Annotated in this window: 25 protein-coding genes; 9 read left to right on the top strand and 16 right to left on the bottom strand. The window is 63.5% G+C overall.

All coding sequences use genetic code 11. The annotated features are described in order from the left end of the window. Positions 1-11: 11 nt before the first annotated feature. The 5 genes from ACZXDY_RS00730 to motA are packed head-to-tail and all read right to left on the bottom strand — an operon-like array spanning position 12 to position 3,612. On the bottom strand, positions 12-1,046 hold the full coding sequence (locus tag ACZXDY_RS00730) for a flagellar motor switch protein FliG (protein WP_028161564.1): 1,035 nt from the start codon (positions 1,044-1,046) through the stop codon (positions 12-14). Between the two features lie 13 nt (positions 1,047-1,059). Continuing rightward, positions 1,060-1,458: a flagellar motor switch protein FliN gene (fliN, locus tag ACZXDY_RS00725; RefSeq protein WP_028161563.1), complete on the bottom strand. Its 399-nt coding sequence runs from the start codon at positions 1,456-1,458 to the stop codon at positions 1,060-1,062. Between the two features lie 51 nt (positions 1,459-1,509). Then, positions 1,510-1,791 carry a hypothetical protein gene (locus tag ACZXDY_RS00720; protein ID WP_028161562.1) on the bottom strand — a complete coding sequence of 94 codons (282 nt, stop codon included), beginning with the start codon at positions 1,789-1,791 and terminating at the stop codon, positions 1,510-1,512. Continuing rightward, positions 1,772-2,707, bottom strand: coding sequence for a flagellar motor switch protein FliM (locus tag ACZXDY_RS00715; RefSeq protein ID WP_035688738.1), 936 nt, complete (start codon positions 2,705-2,707; stop codon positions 1,772-1,774). Before ACZXDY_RS00715 ends, ACZXDY_RS00720 begins: the two co-directional genes overlap by 20 nt. Further along, positions 2,707-3,612 carry a flagellar motor stator protein MotA gene (gene motA / locus ACZXDY_RS00710; RefSeq protein WP_035688843.1) on the bottom strand — a complete coding sequence of 302 codons (906 nt, stop codon included), beginning with the start codon at positions 3,610-3,612 and terminating at the stop codon, positions 2,707-2,709. Before motA ends, ACZXDY_RS00715 begins: the two co-directional genes overlap by 1 nt. 250 nt (positions 3,613-3,862) lie before the next feature. Here motA and flgF point away from each other — a divergent pair, with 250 nt between their 5' ends. Both flgF and fliI read left to right on the top strand, forming a co-directional pair. Continuing rightward, a complete protein-coding gene (gene flgF / locus ACZXDY_RS00705) occupies positions 3,863-4,594 on the top strand; it encodes a flagellar basal-body rod protein FlgF (RefSeq protein WP_456643782.1) in 732 nt (243 codons plus the stop codon). Positions 4,595-4,624: 30 nt separating this feature from the next. Next, entirely contained in the window at positions 4,625-5,956 is a 1,332-nt protein-coding gene (gene fliI, locus ACZXDY_RS00700) for a flagellar protein export ATPase FliI (protein WP_028161559.1), read from the top strand. Between the two features lie 73 nt (positions 5,957-6,029). Here the strand turns inward: fliI and ACZXDY_RS00695 are convergent, their stop codons facing one another. From ACZXDY_RS00695 to ACZXDY_RS00680, 4 genes are all read right to left on the bottom strand, one after another. After that, positions 6,030-6,836 (bottom strand): NAD-dependent protein deacetylase, encoded by an 807-nt coding sequence (locus tag ACZXDY_RS00695; RefSeq protein WP_464344076.1) that lies wholly within the window; start codon positions 6,834-6,836, stop codon positions 6,030-6,032. A gap of 120 nt (positions 6,837-6,956) precedes the next feature. After that, complete coding sequence (locus ACZXDY_RS00690; RefSeq protein WP_464344075.1) at positions 6,957-7,574, bottom strand: dihydroxyacetone kinase subunit L; 618 nt, start codon at positions 7,572-7,574, stop codon at positions 6,957-6,959. Next, positions 7,574-8,572, bottom strand: coding sequence for a dihydroxyacetone kinase subunit DhaK (locus ACZXDY_RS00685; RefSeq protein WP_464344074.1), 999 nt, complete (start codon positions 8,570-8,572; stop codon positions 7,574-7,576). The genes ACZXDY_RS00690 and ACZXDY_RS00685 overlap by 1 nt, the downstream gene beginning before the upstream one ends. Before the next feature lie 27 nt (positions 8,573-8,599). Beyond that, positions 8,600-9,115 carry an ABC transporter ATP-binding protein gene (locus tag ACZXDY_RS00680; protein ID WP_464344073.1) on the bottom strand — a complete coding sequence of 172 codons (516 nt, stop codon included), beginning with the start codon at positions 9,113-9,115 and terminating at the stop codon, positions 8,600-8,602. A gap of 243 nt (positions 9,116-9,358) precedes the next feature. Between ACZXDY_RS00680 and ACZXDY_RS00675 the strand changes: the two genes are divergently transcribed. After that, the gene (locus tag ACZXDY_RS00675; protein ID WP_464344072.1) at positions 9,359-10,165 is read left to right on the top strand and encodes an IclR family transcriptional regulator; all 807 of its coding nucleotides are present in this window, start codon (positions 9,359-9,361) and stop codon (positions 10,163-10,165) included. A gap of 127 nt (positions 10,166-10,292) precedes the next feature. On the opposite strand, the gene ACZXDY_RS00670 is transcribed toward ACZXDY_RS00675, so the two are convergent. The 4 genes from ACZXDY_RS00670 to ACZXDY_RS00655 all read right to left on the bottom strand — a co-directional run bounded on the left by ACZXDY_RS00670 (position 10,293) and on the right by ACZXDY_RS00655 (position 14,956). After that, complete coding sequence (locus ACZXDY_RS00670) at positions 10,293-11,315, bottom strand: hypothetical protein (protein WP_464344071.1); 1,023 nt, start codon at positions 11,313-11,315, stop codon at positions 10,293-10,295. A 109-nt stretch (positions 11,316-11,424) separates the two neighbouring features. Further along, the gene (locus ACZXDY_RS00665) at positions 11,425-12,432 is read right to left on the bottom strand and encodes a substrate-binding domain-containing protein (RefSeq protein ID WP_464344070.1); all 1,008 of its coding nucleotides are present in this window, start codon (positions 12,430-12,432) and stop codon (positions 11,425-11,427) included. Positions 12,433-12,455: 23 nt separating this feature from the next. Then, positions 12,456-13,445 carry an ABC transporter permease gene (locus tag ACZXDY_RS00660; RefSeq protein WP_130223198.1) on the bottom strand — a complete coding sequence of 330 codons (990 nt, stop codon included), beginning with the start codon at positions 13,443-13,445 and terminating at the stop codon, positions 12,456-12,458. Then, positions 13,442-14,956: a sugar ABC transporter ATP-binding protein gene (locus ACZXDY_RS00655; RefSeq protein WP_464344069.1), complete on the bottom strand. Its 1,515-nt coding sequence runs from the start codon at positions 14,954-14,956 to the stop codon at positions 13,442-13,444. The genes ACZXDY_RS00660 and ACZXDY_RS00655 overlap by 4 nt, the downstream gene beginning before the upstream one ends. Positions 14,957-15,123: 167 nt before the next feature. Here ACZXDY_RS00655 and ACZXDY_RS00650 point away from each other — a divergent pair, with 167 nt between their 5' ends. Next, positions 15,124-16,014: a CoA transferase subunit A gene (locus ACZXDY_RS00650; RefSeq protein ID WP_464344068.1), complete on the top strand. Its 891-nt coding sequence runs from the start codon at positions 15,124-15,126 to the stop codon at positions 16,012-16,014. Positions 16,015-16,017: 3 nt separating this feature from the next. Further along, entirely contained in the window at positions 16,018-16,830 is an 813-nt protein-coding gene (locus ACZXDY_RS00645; RefSeq protein WP_456643771.1) for a CoA-transferase subunit beta, read from the top strand. Between the two features lie 72 nt (positions 16,831-16,902). Here ACZXDY_RS00645 and ACZXDY_RS00640 read toward each other — a convergent pair whose 3' ends face one another. Next, a complete protein-coding gene (locus ACZXDY_RS00640) occupies positions 16,903-18,045 on the bottom strand; it encodes a CaiB/BaiF CoA transferase family protein (protein ID WP_464344067.1) in 1,143 nt (380 codons plus the stop codon). 19 nt (positions 18,046-18,064) lie between these two features. Continuing rightward, entirely contained in the window at positions 18,065-19,120 is a 1,056-nt protein-coding gene (locus tag ACZXDY_RS00635; protein WP_456643769.1) for a LacI family DNA-binding transcriptional regulator, read from the bottom strand. A 236-nt stretch (positions 19,121-19,356) separates the two neighbouring features. Here ACZXDY_RS00635 and ACZXDY_RS00630 point away from each other — a divergent pair, with 236 nt between their 5' ends. The 4 genes from ACZXDY_RS00630 to ACZXDY_RS00615 are packed head-to-tail and all read left to right on the top strand — an operon-like array spanning position 19,357 to position 22,595. Beyond that, positions 19,357-20,103 carry an ATP-binding cassette domain-containing protein gene (locus ACZXDY_RS00630; protein WP_464344066.1) on the top strand — a complete coding sequence of 249 codons (747 nt, stop codon included), beginning with the start codon at positions 19,357-19,359 and terminating at the stop codon, positions 20,101-20,103. A gap of 24 nt (positions 20,104-20,127) precedes the next feature. Continuing rightward, complete coding sequence (locus tag ACZXDY_RS00625) at positions 20,128-21,060, top strand: CoA transferase subunit A (RefSeq protein WP_464344065.1); 933 nt, start codon at positions 20,128-20,130, stop codon at positions 21,058-21,060. Further along, a complete protein-coding gene (locus ACZXDY_RS00620) occupies positions 21,053-21,826 on the top strand; it encodes a CoA-transferase subunit beta (protein ID WP_464344064.1) in 774 nt (257 codons plus the stop codon). The genes ACZXDY_RS00625 and ACZXDY_RS00620 overlap by 8 nt, the downstream gene beginning before the upstream one ends. A gap of 22 nt (positions 21,827-21,848) precedes the next feature. Continuing rightward, positions 21,849-22,595 (top strand): hypothetical protein, encoded by a 747-nt coding sequence (locus ACZXDY_RS00615; RefSeq protein WP_464344063.1) that lies wholly within the window; start codon positions 21,849-21,851, stop codon positions 22,593-22,595. 31 nt (positions 22,596-22,626) lie between these two features. Here the strand turns inward: ACZXDY_RS00615 and ACZXDY_RS00610 are convergent, their stop codons facing one another. Further along, the gene (locus tag ACZXDY_RS00610; protein ID WP_464344062.1) at positions 22,627-24,309 is read right to left on the bottom strand and encodes a thiamine pyrophosphate-binding protein; all 1,683 of its coding nucleotides are present in this window, start codon (positions 24,307-24,309) and stop codon (positions 22,627-22,629) included. Positions 24,310-24,384: the final 75 nt, after the last annotated feature.

The following is a 24,384-nucleotide window of genomic DNA, read 5'->3' as shown; positions in this document are numbered from 1 at the left end:
ACCGTCAGTCTTTACGTGAATACCGGCCCATCTTCCTGATCCGGATTGAGCTCGATCTCTCCTCGCCCGGCCATGTCGAGCGCAAGGTCCGTGATCGCGCGGCGCGCCTCCAGGATTTCGCGCTGGTTCGAAGGGACACTGCTGGCAAGCTCGCCCTCGACCATCCGGCGCGTCCGCGACGCCAGCGACGACAGAATGAGCTCGCGAAAGCTCGTATCGGTTCCCTTCAGCGCTATCACCGTGCGATCGGTCGGGACCTGGTCGAAGATCAGCATGCGCGCCTTGGCGGTGAGATTGACGATATCGTCAAACGTGAACAGCATCCCCTTCAGTATCTCCGCCGACTTCGGTCGCGATTCGGAGAGATTCTTCAGCGATTCCTCCATCTGCGTCCGCTCCATCTTGTTGATGATGTCGGCCATGCGAGGATAGGTGTCGGATGCGAGGTTGCGCCCGAAGTTGATCATGAAGTCTTCGTGCATGGTCTTCTCGATGACCCCCATCGCCTCCTCGACAACGGGTTTCAGGCTCAGCATGCGGCGCATCAGATTGTGCCGCAAATCCGCCGGCAGCAGGCTCATCACGCGCGCGGCGCACGCGGGCTTCACCCTGGAAAGGATCAAGGCGGCCGTCTGCGGATGCTCCTTGAGCAGATAGTTGGCCAGCAGGCTTTCGGACACGGAAGAGACCCGTTCCCACACCGACTTGGTCTTGTTGCCGAGCACCTCCGATATGATGTCCGTGACCTGCTCGGGAGGAAGAACGCCGGTCAGCAGTTTCTCCAGCTCGCCAACCGTTCCGAAGATGTTTGGCCCGGTCGTGAAGTGCTGGGCGAACTCCTCGATGATCGCCTCGAGCTCGGGACCTGAAATAGGCTTCAATTCCGCCGCTGCGCGCGTGACGATCCTGATCTCATCCGGATCGAATTCCTTTAGAACGCCGCCGGAGAGCTCCCGGCCCATGGCCAGAAGGAGCGCGGCAACCTTCTCCGTACCGCTCAGCGGCCTGGCTTCGGAGCTACGCTTTGCAGGTGCATTGAACGCCATTCGGGCAGATCCCTTACGCCTCTACATCGCCTGGGGATCCTCCGACGATTTCGGTGAGCGACACGCCGAATCGCGAGTTCTCGTCCTCCACGACGACAACCGCGCCGCGCGCCACGATTCGGCCGTTGACAACCACCTCCACCGGCTCGCCGACGCGATGATCCAGCGGAATGACGGCGCCTCGCCCCAGCTTCATCAGATCGGCGACCGGCATCGTCGCCGAGCCAAGCAGAACCTGGACAGTGACCGGAATGCGCAGGATCGGCTCAAGGTTTGTAAGCCGGCTGGTTTCCTCCGCCGCGCGCGCAGCAAGATCCGCGAGTTTTCCGAACGCGGCTCCTCCCAGCTTGGCCGTCTCCGACGGATTCGCTGTCGGGGAGGCGGCTGATTCGGTTTCGAATGGCTGCTTCATTTCACTTGCTTTCTCGGCAATTTCATATTCCGGCGATCACGCCAATTATAACTACCTGCGGGACACATCGGCGCGAGTTTCGATATCGGTGATTGCCTTGCGCGCCTCTTCGATCTTGCTTCCGAGGACATTGACGAGCTGCTTTCCGTCGGCACTGAACTCCCGCACCATGAGCACCATGTCATCCATGGTTTCGGTGGTCTTGCCGAGAATGAAAGCGAAATCGCCCTGGCTGGCGCGCAGGTGAACGAGCTCCCGGTGCATCCTCGTCACACGGATGGTGGTGACAAGCAGCGCCGCCAGGAGAATAAGGTCAACGAGATAGGATGCCATCGATGAACTCCCGCTTTTGATCCGCCGATTCCTTAACTTGCAGCGAATAGACCCCGTTGAGCTGCCCCATTTGGCACCAGAACAGCCGCTGATTGTTGCACTCGAGCCTCACGAGAGTGCTCGGCGTGGCATTCAGCTCGATCACCTGACCTACCTGAAATCCCGCGACTTCGCCGAGAGTGAGCGAGCGCTCCTCGAGCACCGCTTTCAGCACCACCTCGGTGCGCTGGATCTCGTTGTGGAGCTGCTTGCTCCAGTTCGGGTCCGTGGATACGGACTCTCCGGACACGATCTGCGAAAGCGCCTGGCGGATAGGATTGAGAACGGCGTGCGGAATGACGATGAACATCTCGCCACCGCGGTCCAATCCCTGGACCAGAATCTTGGCATATACGGCCATGTTGTTGAGCCGGCCGATAGCCAGATAATCCATCCGCGTCTCGACGCGTTCCAGATTGAACTGGACCTCCGAAGCGCGCGAGAACGACGATTGCAATGCCTTGCCGAAGCGTTCGAACAGCGCTTCTGCAACATGCAGCTCCACGTTCGAGAAGACGCGCGGCATGTCCAGCGGTGGTTCCGCCCCGTCGGAGCCGAACAACAGCTCTACCATCGTGTATACGAAGTCGCGATCGAAGCCGATGAGGATTCGGCCGTCCCACGCCTGCGCGTAGAACACCGCCACGATCGCCTCTGATTCGCGGCCGTCGAGAATCTCGGAAAGACGGTCGCTACCGACACCGGTCAGCGAAAAATACGACTGCGACGGCGACATCGACCGGAGACTCTCGGCGCAGAGGTTGGTCATCTGATCGAAGATCACATGCAGCATCGGCATGCGATCGACCGAGATTCCGGCAGCTCCGAGCAGTTGATCCGGAGCCGGCTCGTGCCGCAGCGGCTTGCTTTCCGACATCAGGCCTTCGCTCCCGCCACTTTCGCCACCTGCTCACCGCCGCCGCCCTTGGCCGGGCCCGCAATGGTCTCGTTTTCCACCACGTCGATCGAGGGACGATCGCCAGGTCCGATCATCTTGCGGCCATGCTCGATTGCGATCTGCGGCAGCGCGCCGTTCATGAAGGCAAGCAGCGTCTGCTTGACGATGATGTACATCCGGCATTGCTGCTCACGCACCATTTTGACCTTGTGGGCCAAAGGCGCAACAAGACCGTACGAGAGAAAAATTCCGGCAAATGTTCCAACCAGCGCCGAACCGATCAGGCCACCGAGAAGCTTGGGCGACTGATCAAGCGCCCCCATCGCCTTGATGACACCCAGGACCGCCGCCACGATCCCAAGCGCCGGCAGGCCCTCCGCAACCATCATCAGAGAATGGTACGGCTTGAGCTTGCTACGAACGATCGTTTCGATCTCTTCGTCCATCAACGCCTCGATCTCATGCGGTCGCGCGCTTCCCATGACGATCAGGCGAAAATAGTCGCAGATGAAATGCACGAGAGAATCGTTGGCAAGTACGGTCGGGAAGTTCTGGAAGATCTCCGACGATGACGGGTCGTCAATATGCGCCTCGACTTCATTGCGCCCCTTGTTGCGCACCTCGCGCATGAGCGCGTGCAGAAGTCCGAGCAGGTCGAGATAGTGGCGCTGCTTCGGCACCGCCACGGTAAGCGCCTGCACGATCCCGACCCCCGTGTCGATGACGACTTTCCAGGGGTTCGCGACAATATAGGTGCCGATCGCCATGCCGGCGATGATGACGAACTCCCACGGCTGCCAGATCACGCTGACATGCCCACCCATCGCCACGAAGCCGCCCAGCAGGCTCGCGATCGTGACGATGACGCCAAAAAGAATGCTCAAGCCCACCGCTCCGAATTGGGACACATTCGTTTAGGCAGCGATCCTTGCACGAAGCTGTCACTGGACCGGCGCGAACAGCCTCACACAAGCTTGCCGGTCGATTTTTCAGCCAGTCTTAATCCCTGTGTGCGCGCAGGAGCTGCTTTCGCGATGGTGTCCCACGATCGCAAGTTATCGGAGATCTCCGGCAATCCGGCTCGATCTCCGAGCGGACGGCGCGCAGCAACCTGAAGATCGGACGATAGCCGGTATGCAATCAGCGCTCTATGTCAGCCTTTCCGCTCAGGTCGCCGTCGAAAAGAGGCTTGAGACCATCGCCAACAATCTGGCGAACATGAAGACGACCGCTTTCCGCGCCGACGCGGTGAAGTTCGAAACGGCAATGTCGCGCGCCGCATCCCAGCCCGTCGCCTTCTCGACCCCCGGAGAAAACTTCATCTCCCGAAGGCCCGGAAGCGTGACGCGGACCGAGAATACGCTCGACGTCGCCATCATCGGCAACACATGGATGGGGTTTACCGGTCCCACCGGCACGGCTTACACGCGGGACGGCCGGATGCAGATCAACCGCACTGGCGAATTGCAGACCGTTTCAGGGTTCCCCGTGCTCGATGCGGGCGGCACGCCGATCATCGTCGATCCCGAGGGCGGACCGCTGACGATCTCGCGAGACGGGACCATTACGCAAGGCATAAACCAGGTCGGAGTGCTCGGCCTGTTCGACATTCCTGCCGGCGCAAAGCTGGAGCGCTACGGCAATTCGGGGGTCATTCCGGACCGTGCCGCGACGCCCGTCGTCGATTTCATGTACACCGGCTTCCAGCAGGGCTATGTCGAGGAGTCCAACGTCGATCCGCTATCGGAGCTGACACAGTTGATCACCGCCTCGCGCGCGTTCCAGAGCGTCACCTCGCTTGTCGAGGGCTCCGAGGGCACGATGCAGAATGCGATTCGCTCGCTTGGCGAACCGCCCAAGGCATAGCAGCCAGCAACACAGGAGCCTGGTGACCGAATGAATGCGCTGGAGCGGCTGGAATCGACGCTTTCGTCGCTTCGCAAGGACGTGCCGACGGTCCGGGTGGGCGGCACCGTTTCAGAGGTCGCGCCAACGCATTACCGCGTCTCGGGCCTCTCGCGATTCGTAAGACTGGGCGAGTTGATCGGGCTCGAAATCGATGGCCAGGTACAACTCGGCGAGGTCGTTCGTATCGACGGCAACGGCGTCACTGCCAAGCCATTCGATTCCCACATCGGGGCGGGCCTGGGCCTCGTTGCCTATCGTCATCCACCAAAGACGATCTCGCCGCATCCAAGTTGGAAGGGCCGGGTGCTGAACGCCCTTGCCGAGCCGCTCGACGACGCTGGCACGTTGCACGTCGGGGACCGGGTGATGTCAACGGATGCAAGCCCGCCGCCCGCCATCAGCCGCGCCCGGGTGCGCGCACCGTTGCGGACGGGAGTGCGGGTGCTGGACCTGTTTACGCCGCTCTGCGTCGGGCAACGTATTGGTATTTTTGCCGGGTCAGGCGTCGGCAAGACGACGTTGCTGTCCATGATCGCGCAAAGCCAGGGTTTCGACACCGTCGTCACGGCCTTGGTCGGCGAACGCGGCCGCGAGGTACGCGAATTCCTCGAGGAGGCACTGGTTCACCATCAATCGCGCGCGATCACGGTGGTGTCCACGAGCGACGAGAGTCCGATGATGCGCCGCCTGGCGGCAAAGACCGCCACCACGATCGCCGAATATTTTCGGGATCGTGGCGAATCGGTGCTGCTGATCGTCGATTCGGTCACACGCTTCGCTCACGCGGCCCGCGAAATAGCACTGGCCACCGGCGAGCCGGCGGTTGCGCGCGGCTACGCCCCAAGCGTCTTCAGCGAGCTGCCGCGCCTGCTCGAACGGTCCGGACCCGGCATCGACGGACAGGGCTCAATCACCGGCATTTACTCCGTGCTCGTCGATGGCGATGATCACAATGAGCCGATAGCGGATACGGTGCGCGGCACTCTCGATGGGCACATCGTGCTTGACCGGGAGGTCGCAGACCAGGGGCGCTATCCCGCCGTCAATGTACTCTCATCGGTATCGCGCCTGGCCCAACAGGTCTGGACCGCGGACGAGCGCAATCTGCTGCGAAAGTTGCGCGCCATGATCGCGCGCTTCGAGGACACGCGCGATCTGCGCTTGATGGGCGGCTATCAGCCGGGTCGCGACGGCGAACTCGATCAAGCCGTCCAACTCGTTCCGAAGATCTACGATCTGATGCGGCAAGCGCCGTCGGACCCGCCGAGCCGTGAGCCGTACCAGGAACTGCTGAACCTCATCAAGGCCGCAATCGAGTAGCGGTTTGCCTTTCCGGGAGGCCAACCTCGGAAGGTCACTGTAGCTTTGTTGTTCCTGACACTCGCCGAGTTTCTCATAGCAAGAAGGCAAGCGCCGCCTCGCAGCGATCTTCTATCTTCAGCGTGAGCAGGTGATCGGCACGGGTCCGACCGAGATTGACGGCCGCGATCGGCAGACCATTTTGAGCGGCCATCTGCGCGAACCGAAAGCCGGAATAGACCATGAGCGAGGAACCGACGATCAACATGCCGTCGGCTTCGTTCAAATGGCTCTTAGCTGTGGCAACGATCTCGCGCGAAACATTTTCGCCGAAGAAGACGACATCCGGCTTGAGAACGCCCCCGCACGATCGGCAAGCCGGTACGACAAAGCGTGAGAAATCCTCGTTCTCGACGTCAGCGTCCCCGTCCGGAGCGTCCGCGGCGTCCAAACCGAGCCACGCGCCGTTCAGGCGAGCCAGTTCGTCCTGAAAAGTCGACCTCGGCATCGTCGACGCGCATCCCAGGCACCGAACCATATCAAGTCGTCCGTGCAGGTCGATGACCTGCCTGCTGCCCGCGGCCTGATGCAGCCCATCCACATTTTGCGTCAGGAGGATTTTGCTTCGTCCCTTCGCTTCCAGCTTGGCCAGCGCATGGTGGGCATCGTTGGGCAATGCACGGCCAAACCTCCGCCACCCGATCAGACTCCGCGCCCAATAGCGCTGCTGGGTCGCGTGCTCACGAATGAAGGCTTGGTAGGTGACCGGCGGCGTCCGCTTCCACTTGCCGTCGCTATCGCGATAATCCGGAATGCCGGAATTTGTGCTGCAGCCTGCTCCCGTCAGGACGAACAGACGTGAGTGGCGGTTGATGAAGTCCTCGAGCGCATCGTCTTGCATGGCCGGGAGTATTTAGTGCGTCGGTGTCGCTGACGCCAGTAGGAGCCGGCGAGCTTGTGCGCCGGGCCCCGGACGGGACCGCTCTCGACACCAACTTCGGCCGAGCCCGCGCGCAAGGCCTTATGAAGCATGATTGCCTTCCGTAACGGCGGTCACCAGCCTGACAAATGCCAGCATTCCGGGATCGTCGAGGCCGCGGCTCTTGTCGCCGAACATCCGCGCACGGCCGATCCTGCAGGGTTTGTCGTTGAAATTGGCCAACACAGCGGCGGCACTCTGCCGCGCGGCGCTGACCACCTCGGTCCAGTCCGACTTGCCCGTAACCGCCTTGGCAACGGCATCGATCGCGTCGATGACCGTCTTGTCGCCGAGCGCCGATTGGCCGCGCTTCAGCATCGCGTCACGCACATCAGCAAGGATCGGACCCAGCTCCGAGGCGGCAAGCTCGGTGCGGTCTTTCGTGGCGCGAGCGAACGCGAGCAGTCCGGTCGCAAATAGCGTGCCAAGGCTGGAGCCGGTGGCCGCCGCGGCCGCCTGTGCAAGGGCGCCGCAGACACGGCCGAGATCGTCGCCGTCCTTCGCATCCACTGACGCTAGCCGCTCAATCACCCTGGCAAGCATACCGCCCGTGTCGCCATCGCCCAACTTCGCGTCGGCAGCATTGAGTTCTTGTTCGAGCTGCGGCATGGCGGCATGGGCGCGCGACGCTGCCGAAATGAGGGACTTTGCCGACAGCATCAGCCGACCGTCCAGAATGGGCAGTATGCGGGAGCAGCGAGAAGGCGTTCCAGTTCGTCGTCGAGGAAGCAAAGGCTGATCGAGGCGCCGGCCATCTCCATCGAGGTCACGTAGGGGCCAACAAGCGGCATCACGATGTGTAGCCCGCGTGCCGCCAGGAGTTGGGCCGCTTTCCTGTAGAGGATGAACAGCTCTTCCAACGGCGTTGCACCCAGGCTGTTGACGAGGATGGAGACCCGATTGCCACTGCCCCGCGGCTGCTCCGCCAGAAGGCGCTCGATCATTTCGGTCGCGATCTCGTCAGCGGATCTCAGCTTGTCGCGCCAGATGCCGGGCTCGCCGTGAATGCCGATGCCCATCTCCATCTCATCCTTACCGACGGTGAAGGTCGATCTGTCCGCGCCGGGCACGCGGCAGGGCGCGGTCGCCATGCCGATGGTACGGGTCGCATCGACAGCTTTCTGCGCGATCCCGGCGACATCAGACAGGCTGGCCCCCTCCTCTGCGCGTGCGCCGGCGATCTTGTAGGCGTAGACGATGCCGGCGACACCACGCCGCTTGCGCGCCTCCTGAGGCGAGGCGCTGGCGATGTCGTCGCAGCCAAGCACGGTGCGCGTTTCGACGCCATCAAGCTCAAGCATCTCGGCGGCCATGTCGAAATTCATGCGGTCGCCGCCGTAATTGCCATAGAGCAGCAGCACGCCGGCGCCACCATCAGCAAGCTTGATGGCCTCGGTGCAGGAGGCCACATTCGGTCCCTCGAAGACGTTGCCGATGGAGCAGGTGTCGAGCAGCCCCTTGCCGACATAACCGGTGAAGAGCGGCAGATGCCCCGAGCCTCCGCCCGAGGCGATGCCGACCTTCCCCTGACGCGCGCCTTCCGCCCGGCGCACCACGCGCTTTGCCTCTCCGCCCAGAGCAAGCGAGGGATTGGCCGCCACGAGGCCGGCAAGCATCTCGTCAACATAGTCCGAGGGTGAGTTGATGATTTTCTTCATGAGAAGCCCTCCTGGAATGGCACAAGGTCAGCTGCCGATACGCGCTTCGGTCCCGGGATCGAACAGATGAATGACGGGGTCGAACGCCAGCTTGATGACGTCCCCTACAGCAGCCGTGATGCGCTCCCGGACAACGGCCGTGACTGGCGTCGTGCCGACACGAAGCTGCAGCACGGTCTCGGCACCGGTCGGCTCTATCAGCAATATGGTCCCGTCCACGCCCGCTTTGCCGACGTGGATGTGCTCCGGCCGGATTCCGAAGATCACCTTCCGTCCGTCCTGCATGCCCAGCGCCGAACCGAGATCTACGCCGCCATCGGCGACGATGCGCCCGCCGCCCGCGATCGCCGGAATGAAGTTCATCGCCGGCGAGCCGATGAACCCGGCCACGAACTTGTTGGCCGGCTTGTCGTAGAGATCCAGCGGTCGCCCGACCTGCTCGACCGTGCCGCCGCGCAGCACGACGATCTTGTCGGCCATGGTCATCGCCTCGATCTGATCGTGCGTGACATAGACCGTCGTGGTCTTGAGCCGCTGGTGCATGTTCTTGATTTCGGAGTTTACGATGACTCCGCAGCTCTAATTGATCCTGATAAATGGCACCGATAACGGTGCGCATTTTCGTCGTTCAAAAATCGTCAACGAATTGAAATAACGTGATTAATTGCGTTTTCGGCGAAACGATATCCCGATAGTCGGGATAAAATACGAATTTCATCCGTTTGCTCGTAGAACGAGTATCCCATATATTGGGACGTCCAGAGATCATATTCAGGACGGGAAAACATGGACGCCGTGAACAGCGAGGCGGACAAAGACAGCGGCGCCGAAACCTCCGCGCAGAAGATGCAGAAGGTGCTTCAGTGCTTCTCCGTCCTGGAGCGCAGCCTCAGCGTTTCCGAGATCGCCGAACGAACCGGCATGCCGCGCAGCACCGCGCACAGATGGTGCGTCTCGCTACGCGAGATCGGCTTCCTCGATCAGGATCATACCAGGGACGAGTACCGGTTGGGCCTGAGCCTGCTTCAGCTCGGCAACACCGTGCTGTCGAGCATGGATCTGCAGAAGCAGCAGCGGCCGATCGTCGAATCGCTGACCCAGGCTTCGCAAGAAGGTGTGCATCTGGGTGTATTCGACGGCATCAGCATGGTGTTCGTGTCGCATACTCCGGGTGGACCACTGGTCCGCAACAACTCCACCACGCTCGTCGAGTCATCACCTTGTTATTGCACGAGCGTCGGCAAGGCCGCGCTGGCCTTCCAACCTGCCCCGGTCGTCCAGCGTATCATCGACATGGGCCTGGTGGCCTACACGCGCAACACGATCACTGATCCCGACAAGCTTCGCGAGGAGCTGCGGATCATCCGCGAGCGCGGCTATGCTCTCAACAATGGCGAGTTTGAACCGCATACGCGTTGCATTGGCGCCCCGATCCGCAATGCCAGCGGAAAAGTGATCGCCGCCATCAGCGTCACAGGCACGTCCAAGCGCCTGCCCGATAGCCGCGTCAAGAACATTGCCCCGCTTGTGGTCCAGCACGCCGACGCGCTCTCCATTCAGCTCGGCTACCGCATCCGCGGCGTGGCCACCTAAAGCGTATTCGAGCGAAGTGGACACCGGTTCGCGTGAAGAAAACGCGTCAACACAAAAATCTAGAGCTTCGGTTCTGATTCAATCAGAACCGAAGCTCTGAGGCAGCGCTGCTCGAACCGATAAAACGTCAGGCCGGCAACCTGCACGACGCCCAGCCGACCGCGGTGAGCTTGGCATCCGATGCGCGGCGCGCCCAGACCTCGAGCTCGACTACACGCACGCCATCGGCCAGCGTGCCCACAGCCGTCACCACGCCCGAGAACGACACCGGATCGAACACCTGCAGCGTGTTGATGAATTTCATCTTCAGCCAGCCTTTGGTAAACCAGGCTGCGCCGAACACCCGCGCCATCAGCTCCGCTGCGGCGCCGTATTCCTGCTGGCCCTGCACGATCAGGGTCGGCAGCTTGCCTTTCTTGGCAATGTGCAGATCGTTGTGCGTATTGCGCACGTATTCGCCGATGCGCGAGAAGACGGCGGTCTGCTCGGCCGTGAAGACCTTGGTGAGCGGCGTCAACACGTCGCCCACAGCCACATCGCTACCGGCCTTCTCGATCCGCCGCGCACAGTCCGCAACCTCTCCCGTCACGCTGCGTTCGGTCGTCTTGCTGCTGCCGCGGCCGGCGATGAGACCCGGCACCGTCCGCAGGATCTCGACGCCGCGGTGCCTGACGATGCTGCGCCCGTCCTCGGCGGTCGCCTGGGCTTCCATCACCACATAGCCTTGGCCGCGCCGCTCATAGGCCTCGACATACTGGCCGGAGAGCGTCACGCGTTCGCCCAGCTTCACCGGACTATCGAACCAGATCTGCTCCTCGGTGTGGAAACCCACCGTCTTGCTGGCACGATAACGCGTGGTGAAGAGCTGGACGAGATCATTGCCCAGCAGCGCCGGATGACCGATGCGCGCACCGTCGAACGGGCTCTCGCCCCGCAGATACCAGGCACCATAGTCGTCCTGGGTGAAAGCGAAGCGCTTGATCTTGTGATCGTCGATGGTGATAGTCACCGGCCCCAGCTCCTCCGGGATCCGCAGGTTCTCGAACACCGGCTCCTTCAGGCCGGCTTCGAGGTCATCCACGGTCACGGCCCGGCGAGGGTCGGTCAGATCGCGCCAGGGGTTCGGTGCGGCGGCGGTCGATTGGGTCATGGTCACGTCCTGGAAGCGCTCTTCGATTGCTGCGCGAACGGCGGCCTGCTGCGGCTTCGGCCGAATGCAAGGAAACAACGGACCCCGGCCGGAGTCCGGGATCGGAGCATCAGAAGGTCAGGCGTGAAGGCAGGACCTTCCGCTTGCGGCTCTCCGGGTCATACCACTCGGTCACATTCGACTTGGTGATCAGCGGGGAATCGAAGGCGATCGTCTTCTTGATCGGCTTGCCGCGCAGGATCTGCACGGCGGCCTCGATCCCCTCCGAGCCGAACGGAAGATACTCCCACACGCCGTCGACATCGCCCTTGTAGATACCTTCCAGTGCCTCGACCGTGAGACCGTCATAGCCGGTGAACCACATCTGGTCCTTGCGCCCCGCCTCCTTGGCGGCGCGCACCGCCCCGAGAGCCATGTCGTCATTATGGCAGTAGACCGCGTCGATCTGCTTGTTGGCCTGGAGCAGATCCTCCATGCCCTTGATGGCCTGGGTGCGGTCGTAGTTGGCGACGATGTGGCCAATGATCTTGATGTCCGGATGCTTCTCGATGACTTCACGCCAGCCTTTCCCGCGCTGCTGGTTGATTACCGATCCAGGCTTGCCCTCGATCTGCGCAATCAGACCTTTGCCGCCGAGCTTCTTGACGTAGTACTCGCCGGCCGAACGCGAGGTCGCCATGGTGTCGGTCGCGAGGTGACACGCGAAATCAACGCCGCCGGCCAGCGGCGAGCTGAGTACCACGATCGGAATCTTGGCTTCGTTGATCTGCTTGACCGTGGGCGTGATCGCCTCGGCGTAGTAAGTCGAGATGATGATGATGTCGACGTTGCGGACGAGCAGATCCTCGATGTCGCGGACCTGCTTGGCCGGCTGGTCGTTGGCATCATAGACGACGGTCTTGAGACCGTACTTCTTGGCGGTCTCCTCGATGCCTGCCTGTTGCTGCTTGATCCACTCGGTGTTGGAGAAGGACATCGTGAAGCCGACGGTCTTTCCCTGCACGGCCTGCGCAAACGAGTCTTGTCCCCAGATGGCGCCGGACGCGAGCGCCGCAGCGCCGGCGCCGAGCTTGAGGATGTCGCGGCGGTTCGTCCGCCGCGTTCCGTCGTGGGTCATGATTTTTCCTCCAATTGCGGGCTTCAGCGCCGCTTTCTCCATTCGCTCATGACGACCGCCAGAACGATGATCACGCCCTTGAGCAGCATCTGAGAATAAGGTGACACGTTGAGCAGGTTGAGGACGTTCGATAGGAACGCCATGATCAGCACGCCGAGCACCGTGCCGCCGACACCGCCGACGCCGCCATCGAAGGTGGTGCCGCCGATCAGCGTGGCTGCGATGGCATCAAGCTCATAGAGCGTGCCGGCATTGGGCTCGCCGACAGTGAGGCGGCTCGCCAGGACGACGCCCGCAAGACCTGCCAGCAGCCCGCTCACGGTGTAGACGAGCACCTTGTTGCGCTCGACTGCGATGCCCGAGAGGCGAGCCGCCTCCTCATTGGCACCGACGGCGTAGACGGCGCGGCCGAACACGGTGTAGCGGAGCGTCACAGCCGCGATCAGCCATACGAACGCGAACAGCACCACCGGCGCCGGAACAGGCCCGATGAAGCCGGACCCGAGAAAAGTGAAGGCCGCCGACGCATCGCGCACGATGACGTTGCTGCCTTCCGTATAGATGTAGACGAGGCCACGCACGAAAATCATCGTGCTCAACGTCGCGATGAAAGGCTGCAGGCGCAGGCGCGTGATCAGCAGCCCGTTGACGATGCCGACCGCGACCCCCGCCGCGACCCCGACCAGCACCGCGGCGCCCACGCCGTAGTGCGCGAAGCCGGCTGTCAAGGCGGCCGAAATGCCGACGATGGAGCCGGCCGAGAGGTCGATTCCCCGGTTCAAGATGACGTAGGTCATCCCGATGCTGACGAGGCCGATCATCGTCGCCCCGCGCAACACATTCAGGATATTGCGCGAGGACAGGAAGTACGGCGACAGCAGGCTCGCCACGACGAGCAGCAGCACGAGTGCGAGCACGTTGCTGTAACGCACCAGCAAGCCCAGGGCCCGGTTGTAACCGGAGTTGGCGGATTTGGGAGAGGCCGCGCCTTCCGTGATGGCGGTGTCGGTCATGCGTGAAGCTCTTGCTTGATGGAGTGAGCGGGGAGGGCGAGACCGAGCAGGCTTTCTTCCGTCGCACGGTCGCCCTCGACTTCGCCGGTGATCCGCCCGTCGCTCATGACGAGCACGCGATCGGCCATGCCCAGGATCTCGGGCAGTTCGGAGGAGATGAGCAGGACCGCGATTCCCTCGCGGGCGAGTTGATCGACGAGCGCGTAGATCTCGCGCTTGGCGCCCACATCGATACCGCGGGTGGGCTCGTCGAGGATGAGCACGCGCACGCCCTTGAGGAGCCATCGCGCAAGGATGCATTTCTGCTGGTTGCCGCCGCTCAGCACGGCGATCGGCTGCTCGGCATGAGGAGTGCGCACGTTGAGGCGGCCGATAAACGCCCGCGCCTGCTCGGCCTGCTTGCGGCTGTTGAGCACGCCGAAGCGGCTGTGCTTCTCCGGAGCCGCGAAGGCGATGTTCTCGCGAACCGAAAGCGGCATGAAGAGGCCGTCGCGGCGATCCTCGGCGATGTAGGACACGCCCTTTCTGATCGCGTCCGCCGGGCTGCGCAGGACGACCGGTTCTCCGTCGATCAGGATGCGCCCCGCCGAGATCGGGGCTGCACCGAACAGGGCGCGCGCCAGCTCCGTTCGGCCTGCGCCGACCAGGCCGGAGAGGCCGAGAATCTCGCCGGCGCACAACGTCAGGCTCGCGTCCGTGAAGCCGTGACCTGAAATCTCCCGCGCCTCCAGCACCGGCTTGCCGGGCACCCTCCCCTTGGCGGGGAAGCGCTCGCCAAGATCACGCCCGACCATGAGGCCGATCAGCGCATCCTTGCTGGTCGATGCCACGTCCAGGGTCGTCACCCTGCGGCCGTCCTTCAGGACGGTGACGCGCGAGGCGATCCGGAAAATCTCGTCCAGATGATGCGAGATATAAAGAAAGCTGACGCCATCGGCCTGCAGCCCCCGCACGATGGTGAAGAGGCGATCGACCTCCACAGGCGTGAGACTCGCGGTCGGCTCATCGAGAATGATCAGACGCGCCTTGAATGCGAGCGCCTTGGCGAGTTGGATGAGTTGCCGCTGCGCGATCGACAATGCCTCGACCGGGGTACGCGGATCGAGATCGAGGCCGACACGCTCCAGTAATTCGGCGGTCCTGCGATCGGCTTCGGCCCAATCCACCCGTCCCCAGGCCGCCAGCGGCAGGCGTCCCATAAAAACGTTTTCCGAAATGGACAAAGGACTGCAAAGCTTTGGCTCCTGATGCACCATGCTGATCCCGAGCTCGAGCGCCGCGAAGGGATCCGGAATCCGCACCGGACGGCCATCCAGCAAGATTTCGCCGTCATCCGGCGTGTAGATTCCGTCCAGGACCTTCATCAGGGTCGATTTGCCGGCGCCGTTTTCTCCAATAAGCGCATGTATTTCACCGCGCTCGACCAGCAATGACACCTGATCAAGCGCCACCACGCCGGGAAACGACTTCGAAATACCGCGAACATCAAGAAAAGCCGGGACCGGCGCCAAGTATTTCCTCCATCTCACCCGCGTCTCCACAGTTTTGAGACTTGTCGCGCGGTGTATGATCGATATAAAAACGTTTTTGTATCGGACGCGCAAGCTGAAAATGCAATCTGGCGGCCGATCACGTTGTGAAATTTTGTGGGGTCCGCCTCACGGTGCCGGGAGCCGCCATGAAGAACAAGCTCGTTTCACTCGAGGCCGCGCTGGCCCCGATCCCGTCCGGCGTGACGCTGGCGATCGGCGGGAGTCTGCTGCGGCGCCAGCCCAATGCGGCCGTCCGCGAATTGATCCGCCGCGGGATCAAGGACCTCACCTTGATCACGTGGGCGACCACCACCGCGACCGACATGCTGGCGGCGGCGGGCGCGATCCGGCGCTGGGAGGGCATCTATGCGGGGATGTTCAGCCACGGCCTCGCACCCAATTTCAGGCGCGGCGTCCAAAGCGGCGCCATCACGGCGCTCGACTTCTCCGAATGCGCGATCGTGGCACGCTTCCGCGCGGCCGCAGCGGGGCTCGCCTTCATGCCCGTTCGCTCGCTGCTCGGCTCCGACATGGCAGCGCGCAATCCGGAGCAAATCCGGCCGATGACCTGCCCCTTCAGCGGGGACAAGCTTCATGCAGTCGCCGCAGCCGACGCCGATTTCACCATCATTCACGGTTACGCCGGCGACTGCTACGGCAACGTGCAGTGGCCCGTCGTGCGCGACAGCGACGACATCGACCAGCTCATGGCGAGCGCCGCCAAACGGCTGATCGTCACCGTCGAGAAGATCATTCCGCACGAGGAGGTCAAGGCGCAGCCGACCCTCACCTATATTCCGGGACAGTGGGTCGAGGCCATCGTCGAGGTCCCGCAAGGCGCGCATCCGGCCGCCTGCGACTCCATCTACGACGAAGACGAAGAGCATCTGCGGCTTTACCTCGAGCACGCCAAGACCCCCGAAGGCATGGCGAGCTATCTCGACCGCTTCGTCCGCACGCCGCGGACTCACGACGAGTACCTTCACGCCAGCGGCGCTTCCGCCCGCCTCCCGTCCCTTTCCGTTCAGCAGGGCTGACGCATGAACACGCTTACCGCCACCGGCTTCACCGTCAACGAACTCGCAGCCTGTATCATTGCGCGCGAAATCAGGGATGACGACCTGATCTTTGTCGGCGTCGGCACCAACGGACGCGCCTTCACGCTCGCCGTCGGCATCCCGCTCACCGCGTGTCGCCTCGCGCAACTGCGCCATGCGCCCGGCGCCACGGTCTACTGGGGCAACCTGTTGGATCCAGACCTCTCCAGCATGCCCGACAATCTCCGCCAGGACAGCCTGACGCGCTGGCATGCCGCGGCCTGCCCGGCCGACACGGGCTTCAAATGCGACATGCTTGGCCGCGGCCGCTTCGACGTCTCGTTCGAGTCCGCGGCGCAGGTCGATCGCCATGGCAATCTCAACATCACCGCGATCGGCGATTATGCAAAGCCGGATGTACGGCTGGTCGGCTGCCTCGCCCAGCCCGAGCATCTGGCCTTTGTGCGCCGTCCCATCATCGTGGTGGACCTCGACAAGCGTACGTTCGTGGAGCAGGTCGATTTCGTGACCAGTGTCGGCCACCGGGTGCGGGGCACTCCGCGTCGGGAATTTGGCCTGCCAGGGCCCGGCCCGGCGCTCGTGGTCACCGACAAGGCCATCTTCGACTTCGGCACCGACGGTGCCATGCGGCTGCGTTCGCTGCATCCGGGCGTAACGCTCGATGACGTGCGCTCACGCATGGGCTTCGCGCCGACCATTCCCGAAAAGATCCCCGTCACGGAGCAACCGTTGCCTGAGGAGTTACGCCTGCTGCGCGAGGTGATTGATCCACGCGGCGTATTGATGCGGGTTTGAGCGCCCCTGAATAATGTGGCACGAACGTGCCGCGGGGCGGCGCCGTCGCCCCGTGCGCGTTCGGCGCTCGCTTCAGCCGAGCCAGTCCGCGACCACCTCGCTGGTGTGTTCTCCGATCGACGGCGCCCGCCGGCGGATGCTGTTCGCGGTCTCCGAAAGCTTAACGGTGACCCCGTGCATCGGCACATTGCCGTCGGGATAAGCGACATCGACGATCTGCTCGCGATGCTTGAGCTGCGGATTTGTGACCACTTCGGCAATGGTGGCGACCTTCCCGCACGGCACCTCGGCACGCGCCAGGATCTCGACAACGTCGTCGGAGTGGTGCTGGGCGATCCAGCCGGCGATGATGGTTTCGATCGCATCAGCATTGGCCATGCGTGCAGCATGCGTGGCGAACCGATCGTCCGAGAGCAGGTGCTCGAGCCCGGCCGCCTTGCACAAGCGGGGAAACAGCGCATCATTGCCGGCGTTGAAGTGAATCCAGCGCTCGTCCTTGCAACGATAGTTGTTGGCCGGCGCCGAATAGCGGTCGCGCGCGCCCTTGCGCGTGGCCTCCGTTCCGAACAGCGCGTATTCGGGAATGGCGGTCAGCAGCAGCGTCACGGCGCTGTCCAACAGCGCTGCGTCAACCACCTGCCCTCGTCCTGTCCGCTCGCGCGCCTGCAAGGCTCCGAGCGCACCGACGGTCGCGTAGAGCCCGGTCACCTGATCGACGACGAAGGCGCCTGAAGGGACCGGCTTGCCGCCGGCCTCGCCCGTGATCTCCATCAGGCCGCTCATGGCCTGCGCGATGACATCGAAGCATGGGCGCTGCGCATGCGGTCCGGTCTGTCCGAAGCCGGAGATGCGCACCATGATCAGACGCGGATTGATTGCAGCGAGCTCCTCGTAGCTGCATCCCATCTTCTCGAGGGTGCCCGGCCGGAAATTCTCGATCAGGATGTCCGCTTTGGCGGCGAGGTCGCGCAGGAGCTGCTGGCCCTCGGCGCTGCGATAGTCGAGCGCAAGGCTGCGCTTGTTGCGATTGAACATCATGACATAGAGGCTCTCGCCTCCGATCTTTGGCGCAATCGCCCGGGCATCCTCACCCCTGCCGGCCCGCTCCACCTTGACGACGTCGGCGCCCATGTCGCCCAGCAGCATTCCGCAAACAGGTCCCGCAATGAAGCGCGACAAATCGAGGACCTTGATCCCCTCAAGCGAACCGGCCATTTCCTCTCCTTGACTGGAATTATACGGCTTCTTTCTTGCGCTTCCTGCCCGCCGCCTGGGGGGCGCGCGCGGTGGACCCGCGGACCACGAGGCCCGTCGGGAAAATCTGCTCGCGTGCCGGCGACGGACGCTGATTGCGGATCCGCTTCATAAGCATCTCCGCCGCAGCCGCGCCCATGGTACGCTTCTGCAGATGGATGGTGGTCAGATCGATGCGACGGAAGGAAGCGAGCTGGATGTCGTCGAGACCGACAACCGAGAGATCGCTCGGCACCTTGATGCCGAGCTCCATGGCCGCCTCGATCACGCCCATGGCGTTCAGATCGTTGCTGGCCATGATCGCGGTGGGGCGATTGGGCAGAGACAACAAGCGCAGGCCGGCGTCATAGCCGGTCGGCAAATTGTAGTCGCCGTTGAAGATGAGTTCGGCGTCCCGGTCGAGCTTCAGGCGGCGAACAGCGGCTTTGTAGGCCTCGAGCCGTTCGGCGGCGGTCGAGGAGTCCATCGGACCACGCACGAAACCGATGCGGGTATGGCCGAGACTGGCGAGATGATCGACCGCCTGGGTGATTCCGCCGACATTGTCGGAACCGACATAGTCATCCTCGTGGCGCGGACTGCGCCGCTGGACCAGCACGAAAGGCGTTCCCGAATCGAGCAGCTCGCGAACGCGCGGCGTATCCGTGTATTGGGAGATCAGCACCATGCCGTCGACCTGGCTGTCGAGCAGCGCGCGCATATGCCAGATCTGCTTCTCCTCATCGCCATCCGTGTTGCAGAGAAGCAGGCTGCACTTTTCGCGGATCGCCACGTCCTCCACGCCACGGACGAAATCCGGAAAGGCCGGGTTGGCGACGTCGGCGATCAGGACGCCGATGGTGAAGCTGCGCTGCATCCGCAGCGCCCTGGCCACGGCAGACGCACGATAGCCGAGACGCTCGGCCGTCTCCTTCACCAGCCGCCGGGTCTCCTCGCTCACATGCTGTTTGCCAACCAGCGCGTTGGAGACGGTCGAGAGGGCGATGCCGCACTCGTTGGCGACATCCTTGATCGTTACGCGCTTCTTGTCTTTCATGTCTCAGGCTCTCCGACCCCCATGCACCGTTCGGCAGCAATAGCGGCCGGCCGGCCTTCGTCCAGATTCAGACCCTGAGAGAACGCACATCGCAAGCAGATTAAGTCCGCAGTTGACCCCGGTGTCATAGCACGTGTAGCTTCCAAAACCAAGAAACGTTTTCGGAAATCGTTTCGCGGCTTCATATCCACACGGGAGGATGCGAATGACACCCGGCACCAGCGGCGCGGCCCTTCTTGAAAGCGCGTGGCGTCAGGAAATCCTACGGCCCGGTCCATGCCTTGCGGGGCGTCGACTTCCGCATCCGCAAAGGCGAGACCATCGCGCTCGTCGGCGACAATGGCGCGGGCAAGAGCACCTTCGTCAAGATCCTGTCCGGCGCCATTCAGCCGACCGGAGGAGAAATCCTGTTCGACGGCCGCCCTATCGCGATCTCCTCCACTGAGGTGGCGAGGAATCTGGGAATCGAAACCGTGTACCAGGACCTCGGCCTCTGCGACAATTTGAGCGTCGCCGACAACATATTTCTGGGCCGGGAAAGAACCTGGGGGATCGCTCCGCTGCGTTTCCTGGACAAGCGCAGCATGCGCGCGGCGGCTGACCATGCGCTGACGGGCCTTTCTGTCAACGTGCCGCGAGCCGACGCCAACGTTTCCGGTCTCAGCGGCGGCCAGCGCCAGGCCGTTGCGCTGGCCCGCACCAAACTGTGGAAATCCTCGCTCGTGCTGCTCGACGAGCCGACTGCCGCGCTCGGCGTGCAGGAGACCAAGCGTGCGATGGACGCCGTGCGGAAGCTGCAGGAACAGGGCATCTCCATCGTGCTCATCAGCCACAACATGCCGCTGGTGATGGAGATGAGCCACCGTGTGGTGGTTCTGCGGCATGGGACCAAGGTGGGCGACGTGCCGACCGCCTCCGTCAATGGCGACGATGTCGTGTCGCTGATCACCGGCGCCCGCCAGACCTGGATCGAGGCGGCCTGAGCGCCTCACGGACAAGACCCCAGCATGGTGCAAACGCCGTCGAAACTCGTCTCGCTGGCCGAGGCCGCGCAATCCGTCGTGAGCGGCGCATCGCTGACCGCCGGCGGCTTCGCGCATTCCCACCAGCCGCTCGCCTTCACGCGCGAGCTCGTCCGGCAAGGGCGCTCGCGGCTCACGCTGATGAGCGTCGCAGAATGCTGGGTCGCCGAGCTCCTGGCCGCAGCGGGCATGCTCGAGAAGGTCTATTTCTCGAACTTCATGTTCGAGGGCTACGGCCGCTGCCAGCGTTTCTCCAAGGCGGTGGAGGCGGGCACCATCGCGGTCGAAGACCATAGCCATTTCGGCATGGTGTCGCGCTTGATGGCGGCGGGGCTCGGCCTGCCGTTCATGCCCATGAAAGCGATGGCGGGGACGGATATCCTCGCGGTCTCCGGTTTCGAGCCGGCGGCGCACAAGGCTCAGCGCCTGGATTCGCCGTTCGGCAACGGCATCGTCACCGCGGTCTCTCCGCTCAAGCCCGACGTGGCCGTCATTCACGCCGCCCGTGCCGACCGGTTCGGCAATGTGCAGCTATTCGGGACAACGTCGGTGATCGAGGAGCAGGCGCGCGCTGCGGCACAGGTGATCGTCACCGTCGAGGAGATCGTGGACACCGACGTCATCCGCCGCCAACCCGAACTCACGCTGCTGCCGGCGCTGATGGTCGACATGGTCGTCCATGTGCCGTACGGCGCGCATCCGACGGGAGTCTACGGCTACTACGACCATGACGCTCCTCACCTTGCCGACTATTACGCCGCATCGCGCTCGGAGACTGACACGACGGCGTGGCTCGACCGCTGGGTGCATGGCCTGCCCGATCATTATGCCTATCTGGACGCCCTGACGATGTCCCGGCTGCTCCGCCTGCGCGTCGACCCCGCGTTGGGTTACCTGCGTGAGGTCCGTCATGACTGATGTCAGCCGCGACGAATACATGGCCGTCGCCGCCTCGCGCGAGATTCGCGACGGCGACACCGCCTTCATCGGGACAGGCCTGCCCATGGTGGCCGCCTATCTCGCCAAGGCGACCCACGCGCCGCGCGTCAACCTCGTGTTCGAATCCGGCATCATCGATCCCCAGCCTGTCGACCTCGCCACCGGCGTCGGCGACTACCGGCTTGTGCACGGCTCCACCAAGGTCGCCGGCACGTTCTATGCCCTCAGCCTGCTGCAGCAGGCGAAGGTCGACATCGGCTTCCTCGGCACGGCCGAGATCGATACTTACGGCAACCTCAACTCGACGGTGATCGGGCCCTACGACCGGCCGCGGGTCCGGCTGCCGGGCAGCGGCGGCGCCAACGACATCGCCAGCATGGCGAAGCGCTTCGTGGTGATCGCGCGCCTCGACCGCAAGCGTTTCGTCGAGAAGGTGCAGTACCTGACGACACCGGGCTTCCTCACCGGTCCTGGCGCACGTGAAGCCGCGGGCCTACCCGGCGCGGGGCCGGTCAGGGTGATAAGCGATCGCGCGATCCTTGGTTTCGATCCGGTCTCCAAGCGCATGCGCGTGGAGCGCCTCTATCCCGGGGTAACTCTCGCCGAAGTGCAGGAGCACATCGCTTTTGCGATCGACGCGGCCCCGACGCTCGAAACCGAACCGAAGCCCGATACTCATTTGCTCCGCCTGCTGCGCGACGTCATCGACCCCGACGGGGTCTATGTCGGTCGCGACGAGCGCTGAGCCCACCCGAGGATTCCCGCCAATGTCCGCACGACACAAAGTCGTTTCGCTCGCCGAAGCAATCGGCCTCATTCGTGACGCCGACTGTGTCGCCCTTGGCGGTCACGCAGGGCGCAGGCCGCCGATGGCGCTGGCGTGCGGGATCATCCGGCAGGGCCGCAAGGACCTTCGTCTGGTGTCCTGGGACAAGAGCCTGGCGCTCGAACTCCTCGTCGCTGCAGGCTGCAGCGCGCGTATCGCGGCCGATGACATCGAGACACGTGATCGCATCCGCGCCATAGCGCTGGGGTTGCCCTCCACGTCGGGCACCTGGGACTCCCATTTCCGCGTATTGCGGCCGGATGTCGTGCTTCTGCATGCGCAGTGGGCCGACGCGGACGGCAACGTTCGCTTCGCCATGGATCAGTGGGAGGCCGAATTCCCGGACGTGCTGCTCGCGAAGACCGCAACAAAGGTGATCGTGTCCGTGGAGCAGATCGTCAGCAGTCAGGCCGTCGCCCGGCGCCCGACCGATCCATTTCTGTCCGGTGAGTCCGTCGCCTGCATCGTCGAGGCGCCTTACGGGGCCTATCCGGCTGCCTGCGACATTCGTTACGAAGCGGACCACGCAGCGCTTGGCGCGATCGCCGACGCGACGCGGTCGCACCAGGCCCTACGGGCCTGGCTGGATAGGCATGTGTTCAAGCCGGGCGATCATTGGGCGGCCCTCGATGCCATCGGTTCGAGACGGCTGCTCGGCATCACGACCGACCGGGTGTTGCGGGTCTGATCTCCGACAACACCGCGGTCGGCTGCAGGCCTCAGATCGGATCCTTCCAGACGTTCTCGCTGCCGTCGATGCGGACGTCGATCAGGTAGAAGCGGCCCGATGCCTTGCCTCGGGCAATCGCGGCGGCCAGGTCGGCGGGATTGGTAACCTTCTCACCGTCGCCGCCCATGGACTTGGCGATGCCTGCATAGTCCACGTCGCCGAAATCCACGCCGATGTAGCGCTGGCCGTGGAAGTGCAGCTCTTCCTGCTTGATGTTGCCGTACGCCATGTCGTTCATCACGATCAGCGTGAACGGCGCCTTCTCACGCACGGCAGTCTCCATGTCGCCCATGCTCATGCCGAGCGAGCCGTCGCCAACGACGGCGATGACGTCCTTGCCGGGCCCCGCAAGCTTGGCGGCGATCGCAGCCGGCAGGCCGAAGGCCATGTTTCCGTAGCCGACCGGCTTCATGTAGGCGCCGGGCGTCTTGATCGGCAGCATATGCGTCCAGACGCCTGGGTTGCCTGCATCGGCAATAATCACCGTGTTCGCATCAATCGCTGCGCCGAGCGTCTGCATGACCCATTGCGGCTTGATCGGCCGCGACGTCGCGTAGGCCGGGGCGAAGACGTCCTTGCGCCACTCCTCCCGCAGCCGCCTGGCCTGAGCGAGCCAGTCTGCGCGCGCGGCGGCATTGGCCGATACCTTGCCCTGCAGCGCCCCCGCGAGCCGCCGCAGCGCATCTGTGGCGTCGCCGATCACGCCCACCGCGACCGGGTAATTGCGGCCGACGATCGCCGGATCGAGATCCACCTGCACGATGTTCCGCGTCAGCGGCAGCGTCCAGCGCGAGGTCGACGCTGCATTCATGCTGTTGCCGACGACAAGGATGCAATCCGAGTCCTGCAGCAGGTGTTTGGAAACCTTGGTGCCGAAGCGGCTGCGCGGGCCAAAGCATAGATCGTGGTCGCCGGGCACGGCAGAGATGCCGTTGAAGCTCGTCACGATCGGCGCACCGAGCAGTTCGGCCAGCTTCAGCGCGGCCTCGCCGGCCCGCGCGATGATCGCGCCGCGACCAAGCCACAGCACCGGTTTCCTGGCGACGGCCAGCGCCCGGGCAGCCGCCGCGATGGAGGCTTCAGGCGCGACCGGGCGCTCGTTGAAGCGGTAATTCTGCGGGTCGATCGGCTCGAACGCGATCTCGCCGCCCTCGACCGCATCGCGGGCGAAATCAAGCAGAACGGGGCCGGGATTGCCGGTCGTCGCCACACGGAAGGCCTCGCGCACCGCCTGCGGAATGCCTTCGCTGTCCGGCACGAAACGGCTCAGCTTGGTGAACTGCCGAAACAGCGTGATGTGATCGGCATCCTGGTTATCGTCCTGGCCTATGTGCCGGCGCCGATTGTTGCAGGTGATCACCACAACCGGACTTGAATCGCGGTGCGCACCGCCCACGGCGGTAATCAGGTTGGTCGCTCCGGGGCCGGTGGTCGCGAGGCAGACGCCGGGCTTGCCTGTGAGACGGCCGTAGGCGTCGGCCATATGTGCGGCAGCGCGCTCATCGCGCGTCGTGATGAAACGGATGCCGGGCTCGTCATAGAGCGCGTCCATGATCGAGAGCGTTTGGCCGCCAGGTACGCCGAAGATGAACTCCACGCCTTCGAGCTTGAGGCATTGGACGACCGCACGTGCGGCTCCGATCTTGGCTCGCGCGGGCTGTGAAGTCGTCATCTGCTGCACTCCTGACTGTCTTTGAGATCCGCGGCCGTCTTGGCCATGGCAGCGACGTAGCAAAAAAAAACGTTT

This window comes from Bradyrhizobium sp. LeoB3, from assembly GCF_055456055.1.
This window is presented reverse-complemented; position numbering and strand designations above follow the sequence as displayed.

Excerpts from the sequence above, each read along its gene's own strand:
- ACZXDY_RS00730 (WP_028161564.1), bottom strand. The coding sequence starts at position 1,046 with ATGGCGTTCAATGCACCTGCAAAGCGTAGCTCCGAAGCCAGGCCGCTG.
- fliN (WP_028161563.1), bottom strand. The coding sequence starts at position 1,458 with ATGAAGCAGCCATTCGAAACCGAATCAGCCGCCTCCCCGACAGCGAAT.
- ACZXDY_RS00720 (WP_028161562.1), bottom strand. The coding sequence starts at position 1,791 with ATGGCATCCTATCTCGTTGACCTTATTCTCCTGGCGGCGCTGCTTGTC.
- ACZXDY_RS00715 (WP_035688738.1), bottom strand. The coding sequence starts at position 2,707 with ATGTCGGAAAGCAAGCCGCTGCGGCACGAGCCGGCTCCGGATCAACTG.
- flgF (WP_456643782.1), top strand. The coding sequence starts at position 3,863 with ATGCAATCAGCGCTCTATGTCAGCCTTTCCGCTCAGGTCGCCGTCGAA.
- fliI (WP_028161559.1), top strand. The coding sequence starts at position 4,625 with ATGAATGCGCTGGAGCGGCTGGAATCGACGCTTTCGTCGCTTCGCAAG.
- ACZXDY_RS00695 (WP_464344076.1), bottom strand. The coding sequence starts at position 6,836 with ATGCAAGACGATGCGCTCGAGGACTTCATCAACCGCCACTCACGTCTG.
- ACZXDY_RS00690 (WP_464344075.1), bottom strand. The coding sequence starts at position 7,574 with ATGCTGTCGGCAAAGTCCCTCATTTCGGCAGCGTCGCGCGCCCATGCC.
- ACZXDY_RS00685 (WP_464344074.1), bottom strand. The coding sequence starts at position 8,572 with ATGAAGAAAATCATCAACTCACCCTCGGACTATGTTGACGAGATGCTT.
- ACZXDY_RS00680 (WP_464344073.1), bottom strand. The coding sequence starts at position 9,115 with ATGCACCAGCGGCTCAAGACCACGACGGTCTATGTCACGCACGATCAG.
- ACZXDY_RS00675 (WP_464344072.1), top strand. The coding sequence starts at position 9,359 with ATGGACGCCGTGAACAGCGAGGCGGACAAAGACAGCGGCGCCGAAACC.
- ACZXDY_RS00670 (WP_464344071.1), bottom strand. The coding sequence starts at position 11,315 with ATGACCCAATCGACCGCCGCCGCACCGAACCCCTGGCGCGATCTGACC.
- ACZXDY_RS00665 (WP_464344070.1), bottom strand. The coding sequence starts at position 12,432 with ATGACCCACGACGGAACGCGGCGGACGAACCGCCGCGACATCCTCAAG.
- ACZXDY_RS00660 (WP_130223198.1), bottom strand. The coding sequence starts at position 13,445 with ATGACCGACACCGCCATCACGGAAGGCGCGGCCTCTCCCAAATCCGCC.
- ACZXDY_RS00650 (WP_464344068.1), top strand. The coding sequence starts at position 15,124 with ATGAAGAACAAGCTCGTTTCACTCGAGGCCGCGCTGGCCCCGATCCCG.
- ACZXDY_RS00645 (WP_456643771.1), top strand. The coding sequence starts at position 16,018 with ATGAACACGCTTACCGCCACCGGCTTCACCGTCAACGAACTCGCAGCC.
- ACZXDY_RS00640 (WP_464344067.1), bottom strand. The coding sequence starts at position 18,045 with ATGGCCGGTTCGCTTGAGGGGATCAAGGTCCTCGATTTGTCGCGCTTC.
- ACZXDY_RS00635 (WP_456643769.1), bottom strand. The coding sequence starts at position 19,120 with ATGAAAGACAAGAAGCGCGTAACGATCAAGGATGTCGCCAACGAGTGC.
- ACZXDY_RS00625 (WP_464344065.1), top strand. The coding sequence starts at position 20,128 with ATGGTGCAAACGCCGTCGAAACTCGTCTCGCTGGCCGAGGCCGCGCAA.
- ACZXDY_RS00620 (WP_464344064.1), top strand. The coding sequence starts at position 21,053 with ATGACTGATGTCAGCCGCGACGAATACATGGCCGTCGCCGCCTCGCGC.
- ACZXDY_RS00615 (WP_464344063.1), top strand. The coding sequence starts at position 21,849 with ATGTCCGCACGACACAAAGTCGTTTCGCTCGCCGAAGCAATCGGCCTC.
- ACZXDY_RS00610 (WP_464344062.1), bottom strand. The coding sequence starts at position 24,309 with ATGACGACTTCACAGCCCGCGCGAGCCAAGATCGGAGCCGCACGTGCG.